Origin of the sequence: Phyllobacterium brassicacearum, from assembly GCF_003010955.1 — a bacterium.
In the GTDB taxonomy this organism is placed as follows: Bacteria; Pseudomonadota; Alphaproteobacteria; order Rhizobiales; family Rhizobiaceae; genus Phyllobacterium; species Phyllobacterium brassicacearum.
Map to the genome: position 1 here is coordinate 1 of NZ_PGGO01000019.1, position 15,284 is coordinate 15,284.

Genomic DNA, 15,284 nt, shown 5'->3' on the forward strand with positions numbered 1-15,284 from the left:
ATATGCACGACATCTCATGCCCCAGATTGGGCAACTGCACTCGGATGTGTGGTACTGCACGGCATTTGGAGGTCATGGACTGAACACGACAGCGATTGGCGGTAAGGTGATCGCTGAGGCGATCCTCGGGGAGTCCGATCGCTATGAATTGTTCAAGCCGTTCGGTCTTGTGTGGGCTGGAGGCCTCGCCGGCTTGTCCGCTGCGCAACTCACCTACTGGAAACTGCAAGCACAGGATTGGTGGCGCGAACAATCATCTGTGTGATCGCGACCTATCCGCAGTGGCCGGGTCTAGCGGTCGCCGTGACACCGATCGGCAAGTATGACAGACGCTCCCGCCTCACGCGCCGCGGAGACTGTCCGCCTGCGAGCCCCCCGCCGATAACAAGAACGTCCGCGGTCGCGGTTTGTCTCAGTGGTGACGCGTGACGGCCGCGAATACCTAATCCCGAACGAAGACTTCATCACTGCGGCCGTTACTTTGTGCGAAACTAAGCGTAATTGTCGCTCGGTTTCTTGTTCAGCGTCAGCTTGGATTCAGTTCATCAAAATCTCTCGTCAGGAACTACGATGACGCCACCACGCTTCTTGGAATGCCTCGCCTATCTGTTTTGGTCGAGAGAAACGCTCGCCGAAATTCTCGAATGCGAGCCGGTATTGGTGAAGGAATGGGCCGAAGGGCGAGAACCCATTCCGCCACAACTTGCCAGATGGCTCGAAACATTGGCACTAGCGCATGCCAAGGCGGGAATTCCGACCGCTTATCGGCGCAAGAAAGCGGCGTGGATGAGGTCGAGCTAAACGGATTTGCCGGAGGGGATGTCCGATCATGACGCCAACGCAGCAGGGTGAGATTCCGGCTGTACAAAATCGTTGACTATCGAAAGACTATTTTCTGATCCTCCGATGCGTATGACTGTGCAAGCAAAGCTGGCTCATGCAGGCGATAAACCCCGCCTGCGAAGTCTTCTTGGGAATACCTGGCAGGCTCGGCAGCTGGCGAATTTTCTCCCGTTAGCGTGGCTTTCTGTCCGCGTTCGCCACGGCATCCAAGGCAATCGCAACGATGCTCTCGGCAAAGCCAGCATCGAGGGGGCGATGCCCTACGAGCAGCCGGTAATACACCGGTCCATAAATCATGTCGAGCAGCACCTCGACATCTTGCGGCAGGGTGACCTCTCCCCGCACAGTTGCCTCCTGCAACAAGGCCCGACCTGCCTCGCGGCTCGACAGGATGACCTGATTGCGGAAAGCCTTGGTATATTCGCTTTCGGGGTCGGCGGCGGCGAGCGTCATGGTGATTTGGCGACCTCTAGTCGTCGCGAAGGCCTGGACCAGAGATCGCATCTGTGCCGTGAGCGCCGATCGCAAATTTGTCCCACTTTCTTCGAGCTTGACCGGACCTCCCGACATCAGGGCGGCCATGGCGAGCTCGGAAGCGTTCGCCCACTGCCTGTAGATCGTCGGCTTGCCCACCCCGGATTGCGCCGCAACGGCCTCGACAGTCAACCGGCCAAATCCGTCCTTGATCAGCATGTCGTGCGCCGTCTTCAGAATCTTCGTGCGGGCTAACTGGCTTGGTGGTCTTCCGGGCCGTCGTGGTGGGCTCATGTGCTCTTGACTCTTTTTATTATGAAACGTAACGTAACGTAATTAACACTTCACTGCAAGGCGCTGCCATGTCCACCTCTATTTCATCGCTGACGCCCTATTTCATCGTCAAGAATGCTCCGGAAGCGATCGATTTTTATCGCCGGGCCTTCGACGCCGAGGAGCTTTTCAGGATGACCGACCCACATGACGGTCGTATCGGTCATGCGGAGCTCAAAATTGGCGAAAGTACGGTCATGATCGCCGACGAGTATCCGGACTTTGGCGCGCTGAGCCCAGACACGATTGGCGGCTCTCCCGTAACCTTCTACCTCGCAACCCGCTCGGTCGATGCCGATCTTGCCCAGGCAGTCGGTGCGGGGGCTGTCATTCTCCGTGCCGCCGCAAAACAAGGTTATGGCGAGCGCGTCGCCATGATCGTCGATCCATTTGGCCATCGTTGGATGCTTTCACAGAAGATCGAAAATGTGGAGCCGGAAGAAATGCAGCGCCGCTGGAATGAGGAGACAGGGGCATGAACGCGTCCGACCGAAATTAACAGAAAGAATGCGGCCTTCAAAAACGTGATTTGCCCAAATGTCATGTCCAGATAGCACGGTGTAATCAAATAATGGGGGTGACAGGTGGCACGGCGATCTCTCTCAAAGCAAAGCGTACGGGATGACAATGCGCAGCGCAGTAGCCGGGACGTCATTTTTCTGCAACGGGAAGAAGGGCGGCGCTATGATCTTGGCCGGCTCACAGGCATATTCAAGGCTGATGAAGCCGATACGGATGGAGCCTATTCTGTTTCCGAATGGATCCTCGAGTCGGGTCTGCAAGGTGTTGGCGAGCACAAACACGACGAAAATGACGAGGTTTTCTATGTGCTCGAAGGCGCGCCTGAGGTACTGGTTGGCGAATGCTGGCGGCGCTTCCAGCCGGGGACCTTCCTACGAATACCAGCCGGCGTCGTTCACGATTTCCGAAACAACGGAGAAAAGGCCGCGAGGCTGCTCAACCTCTTCATTCCCGGTGGGTTTGAGCGCAATATGCCAAAGATTTCAGCATGGTTCGCCGCCCAAAAGGAGGCTTAGGAAAAGCACCACGCTGTCTTTGACCCTTGTCGGAAAGCTCGCGCGGCGCCATCCAGAAATGACATCTCACCGGCGCGATATGCGGCTGATCGTCCGATCAGCCGCGGTAACGATCGGCGTATTGCCATGCTGCGCCACTTCTCGGGAGCCAAAAAAATAGGGACCTTCATCCTCAACGCTACGCAGCCTTGGTGATAAACGAAAAGCTGTCGAACGGATACTTCCGCAGGGTACGACCCCAGGGATCACCCACCAACTCCCAAGCCGCTTCTCCCGAATTAACCTGATTTGCTGCGTGCCTGATTGCAGGCAGATAATCTCCTCTAATCCACGGAACATTGTGGCTGGGCATGATCATTTCGAAATCGCTCCGATAGCGCATCAGTCTTTCATAGCTCGCAGCCAGATCATTCAAAGATCCGCCATCAAGATGAGTCCACACCGCTCCTGCTAGAATTATGTCACCGCTAAACAGTATTCGGTCCTCTGCGTTCAGCAGGCATATATGATCTGGTGCTTCCCCAGGGGTATGCAAAACTGACAGACGCTTACCGCCAAATTCAATGCAATCACCATCTTTCAACCATCGTGCGACTTTGAACGGCGGGATCCTGCAATCAACATCTTTAAAACCTGTTGGCCGCGGGCCTTCAAAAAGATTGTCCGCCAGAATCTCCTTGGCCAGTTGCTCTGAAGAAGCTCCAAACTCCGAAACTTGACGCGAAAGTGGATGATCGAACATCATTATCTCGTCGAAGTCGCGATTGCTGCCGAGGTGATCGAGATGAGTGTGGGTATTTACAACCAGGATGGGCTTGTCAGTGATCCTACCCACCACCTTCTTTAGATCGCCAATGCCACATCCCGTATCGACGAGAATGGCTCCGGTATCGCCAATCATTAGGCTGATCAACGTCGATTCATAATGGCTCTGTTCGCTTATAGCATAGAGATCGGGCGTAATTTCATACACTTTGAACCAATCGTCGCCCGCAGCGATCTCTCGAAAATCAGAAAACTTTGGAATAGGTAACAACTTCGTCTCCTGTGCACGTCATACTTGAAAATGACTCGAACTGCAGTCGCAGCCGTCCAGTCATCGCTCCGTCTCCAGCATAAAGGATTCCGCCTCTCGGGCAGACATTGCTTCCTCGGCGTACGTAAAAGTGCCGGAATCCCTGACCTCCCGTGCAGCGCGCATGAGCCCTCCAAGTGCTGCCCGCGCAAACGAGCCGCCAACGCTGATCCTCTTGACACCCGCCTCGCTCAGTTCCCGGACAGTAAAGACTGGGCCTAAAAGCCCCATCACGACGTTTACCGGACGGTTGACGGAAGAACACACGGTCCGGATTGCATCGAGGCTCGGCAAGCCCGGCGCATAAAGGACGTCGGCGCCTGATTTCTCGAAGGCCTGAAGACGGCGGATTGTATCATCAAGGTCGAACCGCCGATGCAGGAAGTTCTCGGCACGTGCGGTCAGAATAAATGGATGCTTGCGCGCCTCCTCGGCGGCAGCGGCTATCCGTTCCACGGCAAGAGTAAAGTCGAAAATCGGGTCTGTCGGATTGCCGGTGGCGTCCTCGATTGACCCACCCACAAGACCAATCTCCGACGCCAGAGAGACTGTCATGGCACAGCATGCCGGGTCTGCCCCGAATCCGTCCTCCAAATCGGCAGAAACAGGCAGGTTTGTCGTCTCGACGATGCTCCGTGCATTCAGCAAGATGGCCTCGCGCGGGAGGGCGGCGGCCGAGTCCCGGCGCCCTATGGTGAAGGCAAATCCGGCGCTTGTGGTGGCCAACGCTTCAAAACCGAGAGCGGTCAGAATTCGGGCGGAGCCAGCATCCCAAGGGTTGGGAACTACAAAAGCCCCCGGCCGATCGTGCAACTCGCGAAACACCTGATACTTTGTCGTTTGACTTGGCATGCTCCCCTCCGGTCAAAAAGCGATAAAGAGCGTGTTAACACGCAACGAACAAAAAGGGAACGCAGCACCAAAAACGTTTCGCTAGATTCGAGCGTGCGAAGTTGATCTTAGGTCGAGAACCCCGAGGATTTTCTCAACTCTTCATCCCCAATCAATTGCCGTTTCTAACCTCTGGCATACGGCCAACCGTCATCAGACATTGATCAACATTCCCAGCTGTAGACGAATTCGTAACAAATCTACCTTGCCAACAAGTGGTTATATATTGGCCTGTTTGGCCCCTCGCGAAAACTTTAGAACGATCGCGATCAAGATCGTCCCGAGAATGAAAACGAAGGCCGCCGCAGCGATTGCGGGACTGATGTTTTCCCGTATCGTCGAAAACATCTGCCGTGCGAGCGTCCGCTGGTTGGGGCCTGCCACGAACAGCGTCAGCACAACTTCGTCCAACGACGTCGCGAAGGCGAAAATTGCTCCAGACACGATGCCGGGGAGCGCCAGCGGCAAGGTGACTTGTTTCAGCACCGTAACGGGCGTTGCGCCGAGGCTGGCTGCCGCCTGCTCCAACCGGCGATCGATCCCTTGCAGGACGGCCAGGACGTTGACGACGACAAAGGGCACGGCCACCACCGTGTGGGCGATAATCACCCCGAGATAGGTGTTTGTCAGACCGTATCGCGCAAACATCAGCTGCATGCCGACGCCCAGCACCACCGCCGGAACCACCATTGGCAGGAGAAAAATCGTCTTGATGGTCGTTAGAACCGGCGAAAGCTGCCTGTCGCGAAGTCCGAGAGCACCAACCGTCCCAAGGATCGTCGCCAGCAAGGTGGTACCGCACCCGATGATGAGGCTGTTGACGATCGACCGTTGCCATACGCTGGCGGTGAACAGCTCTTCGAACCACCGTGTCGAATACCCCGGTATGGGGTAGTTGAGGAACACGCTGTCGGTAAAGGCGAGCGGCAGGATGGCGATCAACGGTGCGATCAGAAAGAAAACGGTGGCGGAGCCGAAGAGGAGTTTCGAGAAACGCAGCACGTTCACGGGCGCACCTCCCGTTCTGACGAAAGCCGAAGATAAATTGCATAAAGGATCATCGTGGCCGCCAGGAGTACCAGTCCAAGTGCCCCTGCCATTCCCCAGTTCGCCGCGCCGGTGGCGTAATAAGCGATTACCGAACTGATCATCTGATCCCTCGCACCGCCGATCAGCGCGGGCGTAATGTAGTAACCGAGGGCGCTCATGAATACCAGAAGCGAACCAGAAACGACGCCGCGCAGTGCGAGCGGCAGCAAGACATACAGGAATGCCCTGACGGGATGAGCCCCCAACGACGCCGCGGCCGGCATCAGATTTTTGGGGATGCCGATCAGCACGCTGAAGATTGGAAGCACCATGAAGGGAAGGAGAATGTGGGTCATGGCGATGATGACGCCGATCCGGTTGAAAATCAGTGGCACCGGGCCGGATGTCACGCCCAATTGCATCAAGACTGAATTGATCAGGCCTCTGTCCTGCAACAGAATGAACCAGGCGGCGGTACGCACCAGGAGGGACGTCCAGAGCGGCAACAGCACTGCGCCCAGCAACAACTGCCGCTTCCAGCCGTCGACCGAGGCAGCGATCATCGCGAACGGCAGTCCGATCAAGACGCACACCACCGTTACCGTCAAAGCCATCACAAACGTCCGGAGCATGATGACTTTGTTCGCCGAAGCATCCGCAGGAAGCGCGGTGATTGCGCTGGACGCGTCCCGTTGCAGATCGACCGCCGCCAGAAGGTTGCGGTCTGTAAAGGTCGAGGATGCCGCCACGCTGACAGCCTGCCAATAGGAGGGATCGGCCCATCGTTTGTCCAACGCGATGAGATCGATGTTTCCGTCGGTTTCCGAAGCGGCTGTACGTGTTTTCGACATCAAGGTTCGAAAGCCGGACTTCGCGCTGTTCAACCGCCGAACCAAATCCCCGAACAATTGGTCGTCGCCAATCTGGCGCAGGTCGGCTACGAAGGCAGCCTTCATTTCATCGGTTGGAGGGCTGACGCGATCCCAGCTCGAAACCGCACGGGCGGTGGTAGGAAGCGCGCGTGCCGCCACGGGATCGGAAACCGCGGACCTCATCATCGTGACGAGCGGAAACGCGAAAAAGAAAACAAGGAACAACAACAGCGGCGCAACAAGCACTAGCGAAATCACCTGTTTGCTGCGTCTTGGCGGATTCATGGGCGGACCACCCAGCAATCGGACGGCAAAAATGAAAGTTGCACCTCTTCACCAATTGAGAGCGTCGGTTGGCTGCGGTCCGTCTTGACGACAAGCGCCTGGCTGTCACTTCTCGCAACCAGCCGCAAATGATCCCCGTGATAGACCACGTCGGAGATGGCGGCGGTTATCTTATTGCCTGCGACTTCCCGTCCTCCCACCTTGATCCGCTCGGGCCTTATCGACAGGCAAACACTGCCGTTTGGACGGAGGTCCGTTGCCGTTTCGATAAAGACCTCCTGACCGCCGGGCAACTGGACACGGGCCGTGCCACCTTCGATGCTTTGCACGGAACCGCGGACCAGATTTGTCTCACCGATAAACTCCGCGACGAATTGCGTGCTCGGATGGTCGTAGATGTCCGAGGGCTTGCCGATCTGTTCGATTTGTCCGCGGTTGAAGATCGCGATGCGATCCGACATTGTCAGCGCCTCCGACTGGTCGTGTGTCACAAAGACGATCGTCAGCTCGAGCCGCCGATGCAAGTCCCTGATATCCAATTGCATTTGTTCGCGCAGTTGCTTGTCCAGCGCACCGAGCGGCTCGTCCATCAAGACCACTTCGGGCTCGAAGATCAGGGCACGCGCCAAGGCAACCCGTTGCTGCTGACCGCCCGAGAGCTGTGACGGACGTCGTTCGGCAAGTGAACCAAGCTGTACCATATCGAGCGCTTTTCCCACACGCTCGGTCACCTCCGCACCCGGGCGGCCGCGCATTTTCAAGGGGAAGGCCACGTTCTCGGACACTGTCATGTGCGGAAAGAGCGCATAATTCTGGAAAACGACACCCATGTTGCGTCTGTGCGGTGGCAAACTGTCAATTCGTTTGCCGCCTGCCCAGATTGCTCCGCTTGTCGGATTCTCGAAACCTGCAAGCATCATGAGTATCGTTGTCTTGCCCGAACCGGATGGGCCAAGCAGGCTGATGAACTCCCCCTTACCGATCTCAAGATTCAGTCCCTCGACAACGGTGAGGAGGCCGAAAGATTTGCTGACATCCTCCAAGCGGATGAATGGATTACTCAATGTCGATCACCTCAGCTTTCAGGAAACAATGCGCAACGGCGACGGCTCCGACAAACCACGAACCTGTCGGTCACAGCGGCGAGTGCAGAGGCGCCGATGTCTCAGCGCCCTTGCACAACAACTTCACTGTGCGAGCCAGGCATTGAAACGCTGCGTCAGAGCCTCGGAATTGTCGGTCCAGAAATCGACATCCAGGGTAATCGCTCCCTTCAGGTTTTCCGGCGAAGTCGGAAGCTCAGTCTGGAATTTTGCAGGCACGAGCTTGCCTGCCTCGGTGTTAGGTAGTCCGTAGGCAATGTATTCCGGTAATTTGGACTGGTTGTCCGCCTTGCTGGCATAAGCGATGAAATCCATCGCCGCGTCCTTGTTCGGACTGTTCTTCAGAACCACCCAACTGTCGATCGCATAAATGCTGCCGGGAAACACAAAGCCGAAGTGCTTGCCTTCGGATCTGTTCAAACCGCTGATGCGCCCGTTATAAGCAGTAGTCATGACCACCTCTCCTGAAGAGAGTAGTTGAAGCGGCTGTGCTCCGGCCTCCCACCAGACAATGTTCGGCTTCAGCTCATCGAGTTTCTTGAAGGCCCTGTCGACGCCTTCCGGGGTGGCGAGAACTGAGTAGACTTCATCGGCGGCTACGCCGTCCGCCATCAAGGCGAATTCAAGCGCGTATTTCGCGCTTTTGCGCAGGCCGCGCTTGCCGGGAATCTTCTTGGTGTCCCAAAAGTCGGCCCACGAGCCTGGTGCTTGTTTGAGCTTGTCGCCATCGTAGGAAATTCCGGTCGACCAAACGATCGCGCCGACGCCACAGTCGCTTACGGCGGCCGGCAAGAACTTGGACTTGTCCCCAAGCTTGTCCCAGTCGACCTTTTCGTAAATGCCGTCCGCGCAGCCAAGCGCAAGTTCCTCGGCCTCAACCTGAACCGCATCCCAGTTTGGAATGCCCGCTTTCACTTTGGCTTGAAGGACTCCGTACCCGCCATCCCAGCTTTCATCCAGCACTGGCTTTCCGGTCTGCTTTGCAAAGGGTTCGAAGTAGATCTTACGTTGGGCGTCCTGGTAGTTACCGCCCCAGGACACGACCGTCAGATCGCGTGCTTCAGCCGCCGCGGCCCCGATGGTGGCCAACGCGCATGCAATCAACGTTGCGTTCAGAATTTTCATTGTCATTCCCCTTGTTTTTCTATGACAAAGGCTAACAAATCACAGTTTGACTTGATTGAAAGCCCGATTAAGCAAAGCGGTGATTAAAATCACCGTATTGAACCCCATCCAGTCAATATGTCGGTGGAGTTATCGCGCTCAAGATCTCGCTTCTCTCCTCGCCGACATTGCGGAAGCAATGGGGTAGCCGGCTGTCGAAATAGTACCCATCGCCCTTTTTCAGGATCTTTTTCTGCCCCCCGACCGTCACTTCGACTGCTCCGCTTATCACCATTCCCGCCTCCTGCGCGGCATGGGCGAATGCTTCTCCGGTATCCGCACCGACCGCGTAGGTTTCGTGCAGCATAAGAAGTTGCCGGTTGGGATGGTTGAGGCCAATGACACGGTAGGAGATTGTTTCCGCCTTGCCGATCTCTACCAAATCCTCTGCCCCATAAAATGGCGTGTACGGCAGGCTCGACTGAAGATCGCTGAAAAACCCCGGCAGCGTCGTTCCCAGAGCGTCCAGCACCGCGCTCAACGTGTCGATCGACGGACTCATCTTGTCTCGTTCTATCAAGGAAATGGTGGAATGTGAGATGCCGGACCGTGCCGCCAGCTCACGGACGCTTAAATCGCGCCTGCGCCGCATCTCCCTCAATTTGAGGCCAATCTTTGGCATGGGATCCTTCTCCAGTTTTTGTGCCCTCTTCGAAACAATAGCCGCAGGACGTGCAGAAAGACCTTCACCTTGGTGAATATACTGAACAGAGGGCACAGAGGCAATTGCAGTCAATCCGCAGGTGCACGATTGTGATGACATTCCTCGCGCCGCAAGCAACCCAGAGATTCAAATGGCAAACCGCTTCAACCAACTCGATGACAAAATCAAGCATATCAAGCAGCCAAACTTACTCTCGGTATCGGACTTGGCGGCAATCGAGGCCACCGTGAAGGACATCATTGCAAATGTGCGCGCACAAGGAGACGCTGCAGTACGAAAATACTCACGCACCTATGACAGAGCGGATATTGAAGCCTTCGAAGTGGGTCTCGAGGATCGTCTGGAAGCGGTTGCCAACCTCGACCCTCAAACCCGGAAAGACACGGAGTTTGCCATTGAGCGGGTAAAGGAGTTCGCCGAAGCGCAACTCCGAACCATACTTCCCCTCGAATTCGACGCTCTTCCGGGATTGCACCTCGGGCATCGGATCATTCCGATCGAGGTTGTTGGAGCCTACGTGCCCGGGGGCCGATATCCGATCCTGTCTGCTCCCGTCATGACCATCGTGCCGGCAAAGGTCGCGGGCTGCGATCAGGTCATTGCCTGCCTGCCGCCCAATGCACATCCGGCCATGATTGCCGGCTGCCATTTGTCGGGTGCTGACAGGATTTTCAAAGTGGGCGGCGCGCAAGCCATTGCTGCTATGGCATTCGGTACTGAAACCATTCCCGCCGTCGACAAGATCGTCGGGCCAGGCAACGCCTATGTCAATGAGGCAAAGCGACAAGTTTTCGGCCAGGTCGGGATCGACCAATTGGCCGGACCCAGCGAAATATTCGTCGTCGCCGACGAATCTGGCGACGCGGAGATGATCGCCACCGATCTTCTGGCGCAAGCCGAGCACGATGTCAGGACCCGCGTCGGTCTGATCACAACCGATCAAAAACTGGCCGAGGCCACTCTGAAGGAGGTCGAACGCCAACTTGAAACGTTACCCACGGCCGACGTCGCCGGCGTCGCCTGGCGTGACTATGGTGAGATAGCGGTTTGCGCTGATGAAAGCGCCATGATCCAGTATTCCGACCATATCGCGGCGGAACACCTCGAGGTTCACACACGCGATCCCCATTCCACAGCCGGAAAACTGCGCAATTATGGCTCTCTCTTCATCGGGAAACTTGCAAGCGTTGTATATTCTGACAAGTGTTGCGGGACGAACCACACGCTTCCGACCATGGCCGCAGCACGCTACACCGGAGGTCTCTGGGTGGGTTCCTATGTCAAGGTGTGCACCCACCAATGGCTCGACGAGCGCGGTGTAGCCGCAGTCGCTCCCCCTTCGGTACGGCAAAGTCGCACGGAGGGCATGGAGGGCCACCGCCGGGCGGCGGCGTTTCGACTGAGCCAGGAAGACCCAACCACTATCTGACGCGAGAGCGTCCGGGTTGGCATTCGGCGGGGGCATTGTAACCTTGCGCTGATTCTGATCAGGTACAATGGTGGTTTTGATTGCGCAGTTATGTAGCCGTCACGCATGCGATCTCACGCCATTTCGTAGCAGTGGCGAAGTTCGCGATGATCGGTTGAAGTGAATGCGTTATGAGCAAAGTGATGAAGATTGGCAATGAGGTCATGGCCGACGTTGAACATCGGTCACACAGGGTTGAACAATCGGGCGGAGAATTCGCACCTGCCGTTGCGAAAACGGGAGCGAGTAATGCAGGGTTTCCGATCATCGGGAAGCTTGTAAGGCCGCGCCTCACTTCAACATCATTGTGGCCGAAATGACTGACGGCATAGGCTCCGGCCATCTGTTCCGGTGTGAATGCTTCCACCGTCAAGGCGTTGAAGAAGACGAAGGTGGCGAACCCGATCATGGGCAAGGCCAGATAGCGCCAGATTTTCCGCAAATTGCCACTCCGTCCACGACGCGGGTTCAAACCAACCTGAAATCTGCTTGCCGTCGACGGCGATGTCACATTGTTTTTGGCTTAAGAGATTGTCGCTAGACGGTTTCGGCATGAACCAGCCCATCGCCCATTACAAGAACCACCGGTTCCCGCCAGAGATTATCGCCCGAGCTGTTTGGCTCTATTATCGGTTTCCGCTGAGCCTGCGCCACGTTGAGGAAATGCTGCTTGAGCGCGGGATCGCTGTCTCCTACGAGACCATCCGCCGATGGGGCAGAAAACATGGCCCCGACTATGCCCGGCGCATTCGCCGAAAGTCTCCTTCCGGCAATGATGTCTGGTACCTCGACGAGGTTGCAGTTCGGATCAATGGCAGGAAATGCTGGTTATGGCGAGCGGTCGATCAAGATGGCTATGTCCTTGACGAAATCGTGCAGAACCGCAGGAACACCAAGGCTGCCAGGCGCCTGTTGACCCGTCTTTTGAAGAAGCAAGGCCTTCTCCCAAAACGGATGGTGACTGATAAATTGCGTTCCTATGGCGCGGCAAAGCGTCAAGTCATGCCGGGTGTCGAGCATCGCTCACACAAGGGCTTGAACAACCGAGCGGAGAATTCGCATGTACCGTTTCGAAAACGGGAGCATATGCGCCAGGGATTCCGTTCAATCGGAAGCTTGCAGCATTTCGTTTCGCTGTTTTCCGCCGTCCGCAATCTCTTCGTTCCAGATCACACAAAATCTTCTGCCAACCAAATTCGCAATCACAGACTGCAAGCCATGGCTCAGTGGAAAGCCGTCAGCGGACACATCGTCTGAAACTGTCAGCACGGGCCTCTACCCGCCTGTCCTTCAAACAAGGTGACAGCACCTAAAAAGGGCATTCTGCGGCTCGCCGAGATGCCGGAGCCGGAGCTTCAGGACCACGATGTCTTGGTCGAGGTCCATGCTGCAGGGGTGAATCTGCTGGATTCGAAGATAAGAACAGGCGAATTTAAACTCATCCTTCCCTATCGCCGACCCTTCATCCTGGGCCACGATGTGGCCGGGATGGTGGTCCGGGTTGGAACAAAAGTCCGCAAATTCAAACCCGGTGACGAAGTCTACGCGCGGCCGCGCGATGGCCGGATAGGGACGTTCGCCGAATCCATCGCCATCAATGAAGCCGACATCGCCCTGAAGCCGAAGAACCTCAGCATGGAAGAGGCGGCCTCGATCCTGCTGGTCGGCCTGACCGCTTGGCAGGTGCTGCTCGACAAGGCCAAAATGAAGAAAGGCCAGAAAGTCTTTATCCAGGCCGGCTCCGGCGGCGTGGGAACACCATCCAACTGGCAAAGCAGCTCGGTGCGACCGTTGCGACAACAGCGAGCGCAGCGAGTGCCGATCTGGTCAAGGGTCTCGGCGCCGATGTCGTCGTCGACTACAGGAAAGATGACTTCGAGAAAGTCCTGTCGGGCTACGATGTCGTCTTGAACAGCCAGGACGCCAGAACGCTTGAAAAATCCCTGAATGTGCTGAAACCGGGTGGGAAGCTCATCTCCATCTCCGGCCCCCCGGATCCCGAATTTGCCAGGGAGCGGGGACTGAACCTGGGGCTGAGGTTGATACTGCGCCTATTGAGCCGCGCTATTCGGATCAAGGCCAAGCGCCGTGGCGTGAAATTTTCGTTCCTTTTCATGTGGGCGCAGGGTGATCAGCTGAACAAAATCACGTCCCTTATAGAATCCGGAGCGATCCGCCCGGTTGTCGATCGGGTCTTTTCATTTGAAGCGACCAATGAGGCTCTGGCTTACGTCGAAACAGGACGTGCCAAGGGCAAGGTCGTCATCAAGGTCAGATAGCAATTTCCTTGTTTTTATAGGAAGACGGCCTCGCTCGATGTCCGCCCATGGCGCAGATGCTCGTATCGCGCTGCAGTTAATAATGGAATGCCGACTCAATGGTTTCAACGAGTTAGCTTTGCACTTAATTTGAGAGCGAGCAGTTTTTTTGAGAATTCTGCACCAAACGGCCGCTCCACACATGAGATTCGAGTTCACTGGAGTCTCATCCTTTTAATGCCAAACTCGACTGAAACCACCCATTCTTACATTTCAGTGCCGAGCGACACGCTCTTGACAAGTGCACTCCTGCCGCAGGCGCCTAGCTGGTAGGCACCTGGCTGATGCCGGTATTGATCCAGAAACGCGTCTGTTCCAGCACCTCATCCGAAAGCGCGGGATCATTGATCGCCCGGGCGAGGATCACTGCCCCCACCATCGCTGCCCAGCTTCCTATCGCTGCGCGTCGCCTGTCTGCTGAATCCAACTCCGGGAGCGCCTTGCCGATACGGTCGATCTGCGATCGAAGGCCTTCGGTCATGGCCGAGCGTGCAGCCGGGGTCTGATGGCGGATGTCCGCGGCAAAGCCCGCCGTCGGGCAACCACCGGCGGTGTTGTCGCGATGGCGGGGTGAAAGATAGGAATCCACATAAGTGCGCAAATCGCCCCCTCCGCCCTCGTCCGCAGCGAGGACGTGGGCAAGGGTGTGCGCGATCAGGTCGTCCTTCGAACTGAAATGGCCATAGAAACCGCCGTGGGTGAGCCCGGCGGCTTTCATCACCTCCGCTACGCTGACGGCGTCGAACCCCTTGTCGCGAAACAGCCGACTGGCAACGTCCAGAATCCGGCGGCGGTTCTCCGCCATCTGTTCTCGACTCACCTTCATTTCAAAATTCTCCGCTGGTGCCATTGACATTTACATGATGGCCATCATATTTAGTTGCAATCATGACAACCGTCATGAATATAGGTTCCATCAGAGAAAAGAGCAATGCCATGACCACCATTCCGTCAGTTCTCATCACCGGCGCCTCCACCGGCATCGGCGCTGCCTATGCCGAGCGCTTCGCGCGCCGCGGGCACAACCTCGTGCTGGTTGCCCGTGACGTGGCACGGATGGAGGCTTTGGCGACCCGTCTGGGTCAGGAGAATGGCGTGGCGATCGACATCATTCAGGCTGATCTTACGCAGCCTTCTGACCTTGCGACGGTAGAGACGAGGCTGCGCGATGACGCCCGCATCGGGATCCTCGTCAACAATGCCGGAACGGCCATCGGCGGAAGCTTTATCGAGCAGAGCACCGATGTTGTGGCGCGGCTCGTGGCGCTCAACACGACCGCGCTTCTGCGGCTTGCCAGCGCCATCGCCCCGCGACTTGCGAAGGCCGGCGAAGGAGCAATTGTCAACATTGGCTCCGTGGTCGGCCTGGCGCCGGAGTTCGGCATGACGGTCTACGGCGCAACCAAGGCCTTCGTTCTGTTTCTGTCGCAGGGGCTCAGCCTCGAGCTCGCGCCGAAGGGAGTCTACGTCCAGGCCGTGCTTCCCGCCACGACGCGAACCGAGATATGGGAGCACGTCGGCGCTGACGTTAACACGCTCTCCAACGTGATGGAGGTGGACGATCTGGTTGATGCGGCGCTGGTCGGGTTCGACCGCCGCGAACCGGTGACCATCCCGCCGCTTCCCGATGCCGGGCAATGGGACGCGCTTGAGACAGCGCGCCAGGCCATGCTTCCGAACTATGGGAACGAACATCCGGCCGAGCGGTACCGCACCGTCGCCTGAGCA

General features: G+C 56.9%; 15 protein-coding genes and 3 pseudogenes. 9 read left to right on the plus strand and 9 right to left on the minus strand.

From position 1 onward, the window contains the following. Window positions 1–265 (plus strand): annotated as a pseudogene (locus tag CU102_RS21130) (FAD-dependent oxidoreductase); the annotation flags it as partial. Window positions 266–570: 305 nt separating this feature from the next. Further along, complete coding sequence (locus tag CU102_RS21135) at window positions 571–801, plus strand: hypothetical protein (protein ID WP_106713085.1); 231 nt, start codon at window positions 571–573, stop codon at window positions 799–801. A 213-nt stretch (window positions 802–1,014) separates the two neighbouring features. Here the strand turns inward: CU102_RS21135 and CU102_RS21140 are convergent, their stop codons facing one another. After that, a complete protein-coding gene (locus tag CU102_RS21140; protein ID WP_106713086.1) occupies window positions 1,015–1,611 on the minus strand; it encodes a TetR/AcrR family transcriptional regulator in 597 nt (198 codons plus the stop codon). 68 nt (window positions 1,612–1,679) lie between these two features. On the opposite strand from CU102_RS21140, the gene CU102_RS21145 reads away from it, so the two are divergent. Further along, window positions 1,680–2,129, plus strand: coding sequence for a VOC family protein (locus tag CU102_RS21145; protein ID WP_106713087.1), 450 nt, complete (start codon window positions 1,680–1,682; stop codon window positions 2,127–2,129). 105 nt (window positions 2,130–2,234) lie between these two features. Continuing rightward, window positions 2,235–2,687, plus strand: coding sequence for a cupin domain-containing protein (locus CU102_RS21150; protein WP_106713088.1), 453 nt, complete (start codon window positions 2,235–2,237; stop codon window positions 2,685–2,687). A gap of 178 nt (window positions 2,688–2,865) precedes the next feature. Here CU102_RS21150 and CU102_RS21155 read toward each other — a convergent pair whose 3' ends face one another. The 7 genes from CU102_RS21155 to CU102_RS21185 all read right to left on the minus strand — a co-directional run bounded on the left by CU102_RS21155 (window position 2,866) and on the right by CU102_RS21185 (window position 9,728). Further along, entirely contained in the window at window positions 2,866–3,723 is an 858-nt protein-coding gene (locus CU102_RS21155; protein ID WP_106713089.1) for an MBL fold metallo-hydrolase, read from the minus strand. A 60-nt stretch (window positions 3,724–3,783) separates the two neighbouring features. Then, the gene (locus CU102_RS21160) at window positions 3,784–4,614 is read right to left on the minus strand and encodes an isocitrate lyase/PEP mutase family protein (protein WP_106713090.1); all 831 of its coding nucleotides are present in this window, start codon (window positions 4,612–4,614) and stop codon (window positions 3,784–3,786) included. Between the two features lie 258 nt (window positions 4,615–4,872). After that, window positions 4,873–5,661, minus strand: a complete 789-nt coding sequence (locus CU102_RS21165; RefSeq protein ID WP_106713091.1) for an ABC transporter permease — start codon at window positions 5,659–5,661, stop codon at window positions 4,873–4,875. Further along, window positions 5,658–6,839, minus strand: a complete 1,182-nt coding sequence (locus CU102_RS21170; RefSeq protein ID WP_106713092.1) for an ABC transporter permease — start codon at window positions 6,837–6,839, stop codon at window positions 5,658–5,660. The genes CU102_RS21165 and CU102_RS21170 overlap by 4 nt, the downstream gene beginning before the upstream one ends. Beyond that, window positions 6,836–7,903: an ABC transporter ATP-binding protein gene (locus CU102_RS21175; RefSeq protein ID WP_106713093.1), complete on the minus strand. Its 1,068-nt coding sequence runs from the start codon at window positions 7,901–7,903 to the stop codon at window positions 6,836–6,838. Before CU102_RS21175 ends, CU102_RS21170 begins: the two co-directional genes overlap by 4 nt. Window positions 7,904–8,026: 123 nt before the next feature. After that, on the minus strand, window positions 8,027–9,067 hold the full coding sequence (locus CU102_RS21180) for an ABC transporter substrate-binding protein (protein ID WP_106713166.1): 1,041 nt from the start codon (window positions 9,065–9,067) through the stop codon (window positions 8,027–8,029). Window positions 9,068–9,179: 112 nt separating this feature from the next. Beyond that, window positions 9,180–9,728 (minus strand): cupin domain-containing protein, encoded by a 549-nt coding sequence (locus tag CU102_RS21185; RefSeq protein WP_106713094.1) that lies wholly within the window; start codon window positions 9,726–9,728, stop codon window positions 9,180–9,182. A gap of 172 nt (window positions 9,729–9,900) precedes the next feature. Here CU102_RS21185 and hisD point away from each other — a divergent pair, with 172 nt between their 5' ends. From hisD to CU102_RS21205, 4 genes and pseudogenes are all read left to right on the plus strand, one after another. Then, window positions 9,901–11,199 (plus strand): histidinol dehydrogenase, encoded by a 1,299-nt coding sequence (gene hisD, locus CU102_RS21190; protein ID WP_106713095.1) that lies wholly within the window; start codon window positions 9,901–9,903, stop codon window positions 11,197–11,199. A gap of 197 nt (window positions 11,200–11,396) precedes the next feature. Next, window positions 11,397–11,517: pseudogene (locus tag CU102_RS21195) on the plus strand (DDE-type integrase/transposase/recombinase); the annotation flags it as partial. A gap of 225 nt (window positions 11,518–11,742) precedes the next feature. Beyond that, entirely contained in the window at window positions 11,743–12,495 is a 753-nt protein-coding gene (locus tag CU102_RS21200) for an IS6 family transposase (protein ID WP_425351587.1), read from the plus strand. Between the two features lie 81 nt (window positions 12,496–12,576). Further along, window positions 12,577–13,517: pseudogene (locus CU102_RS21205) on the plus strand (NADP-dependent oxidoreductase). Between the two features lie 301 nt (window positions 13,518–13,818). On the opposite strand, the gene CU102_RS21210 reads toward CU102_RS21205, so the two are convergent. After that, the gene (locus CU102_RS21210) at window positions 13,819–14,382 is read right to left on the minus strand and encodes a TetR/AcrR family transcriptional regulator (protein WP_106713168.1); all 564 of its coding nucleotides are present in this window, start codon (window positions 14,380–14,382) and stop codon (window positions 13,819–13,821) included. 110 nt (window positions 14,383–14,492) lie between these two features. On the opposite strand from CU102_RS21210, the gene CU102_RS21215 reads away from it, so the two are divergent. Continuing rightward, window positions 14,493–15,281, plus strand: a complete 789-nt coding sequence (locus tag CU102_RS21215; protein ID WP_106713167.1) for an SDR family NAD(P)-dependent oxidoreductase — start codon at window positions 14,493–14,495, stop codon at window positions 15,279–15,281. The last annotated feature ends 3 nt before the right edge of the window (window positions 15,282–15,284 follow it).

Coding starts and splice junctions, on each gene's coding strand:
- CU102_RS21135 (WP_106713085.1), top strand. CDS start 571: ATGACGCCACCACGCTTCTTGGAATGCCTCGCCTATCTGTTTTGGTCG.
- CU102_RS21140 (WP_106713086.1), bottom strand. CDS start 1,611: ATGAGCCCACCACGACGGCCCGGAAGACCACCAAGCCAGTTAGCCCGC.
- CU102_RS21145 (WP_106713087.1), top strand. CDS start 1,680: ATGTCCACCTCTATTTCATCGCTGACGCCCTATTTCATCGTCAAGAAT.
- CU102_RS21160 (WP_106713090.1), bottom strand. CDS start 4,614: ATGCCAAGTCAAACGACAAAGTATCAGGTGTTTCGCGAGTTGCACGAT.
- CU102_RS21170 (WP_106713092.1), bottom strand. CDS start 6,839: ATGAATCCGCCAAGACGCAGCAAACAGGTGATTTCGCTAGTGCTTGTT.
- CU102_RS21180 (WP_106713166.1), bottom strand. CDS start 9,067: ATGAAAATTCTGAACGCAACGTTGATTGCATGCGCGTTGGCCACCATC.
- CU102_RS21185 (WP_106713094.1), bottom strand. CDS start 9,728: ATGCCAAAGATTGGCCTCAAATTGAGGGAGATGCGGCGCAGGCGCGAT.
- hisD (WP_106713095.1), top strand. CDS start 9,901: ATGGCAAACCGCTTCAACCAACTCGATGACAAAATCAAGCATATCAAG.
- CU102_RS21200 (WP_425351587.1), top strand. CDS start 11,743: ATGTCACATTGTTTTTGGCTTAAGAGATTGTCGCTAGACGGTTTCGGC.
- CU102_RS21210 (WP_106713168.1), bottom strand. CDS start 14,382: ATGAAGGTGAGTCGAGAACAGATGGCGGAGAACCGCCGCCGGATTCTG.
- CU102_RS21215 (WP_106713167.1), top strand. CDS start 14,493: ATGACCACCATTCCGTCAGTTCTCATCACCGGCGCCTCCACCGGCATC.